The organism is Sulfitobacter sp. UBA4523, assembly GCF_002388305.1.
GTDB lineage: Bacteria > Pseudomonadota > Alphaproteobacteria > Rhodobacterales > Rhodobacteraceae > Sulfitobacter > Sulfitobacter pontiacus.
The window spans coordinates 8321-9067 of record NZ_DGMH01000040.1 but is presented as its reverse complement, the minus strand read 5'-3'; the positions used below and the strand labels follow the sequence as shown (position 1 = coordinate 9067).

Below are 747 nucleotides of genomic sequence, written 5' to 3'. Positions count from 1 at the left end.
GTCCAGCTGGCCCATTCCTTCTGTGCCTTTTCCGCCTGGGCGATGGCACCGGCCACCTGCGCACGGCTGAGGTTGGCGACCTTGGCAATCACATCGCCGCGGGCGGGGTTCACTACATCAAAGGTGCCATCGTCGCCATCCACCCATTCGCCACCGATATAGGCGCGGGTCTCTAGCAGACTTGGATCCTTGAGCATTGATTTCAGGTCAGTCTTTGCGTCAGTCATTTTGATCTCTCCGCTTTTGTCTGTGGTTACCCAAAGCAACAAACGCTATGATTGTCTAGTTCCAGTTCGTATCGGGACGCTGACGGAGGACCACATGCAGCTAGACGACGCCTATGCCAACGCCGCTTATATCGATAACGCAGAGGCATATCCGCCCCGCTGGAAAGACGCCGCAGCGGCATTCCGCAAGAAGCTGGGGTTTCGTGCGCAAAAGAATATCTCTTACGGGCCGACCGACCGCGAAATCTATGATCTGTTTGAACCCGAAGGCGTGTCGCGGGGCACGGTGATCTTTGTCCATGGTGGCTATTGGAAAGCGTTTGCTCCTGCCGATTGGTCCCATCTGGCGGCGGGCCCCCTGGCGCGCGGCTATGCGGTTGCGATGGTCGGCTATGACCTGTGCCCCGATGTGCGGATCAGCCAGATCACCGGACAAGTCGCTCGCGCCATTTCCGAGATCGCCAACCGCACCCAAGGTGCGCTGGCGCTTGTCGGCCATTCCGCGGGTGGGCAGCAGGTT

General features: G+C 59.2%; 1 protein-coding gene and 1 pseudogene. One reads left to right on the top strand and one right to left on the bottom strand.

The features are described from left to right. Positions 1–227, bottom strand: a 227-nt coding sequence (locus B3849_RS09975; protein ID WP_286780068.1) for an aldehyde dehydrogenase family protein, incomplete at its 3' end; no start/stop codon positions are given. A gap of 94 nt (positions 228–321) precedes the next feature. Here B3849_RS09975 and B3849_RS09970 point away from each other — a divergent pair. Further along, a pseudogene (locus B3849_RS09970) lies at positions 322–732 on the top strand (alpha/beta hydrolase); the annotation flags it as partial. Positions 733–747 lie beyond the last annotated feature (15 nt).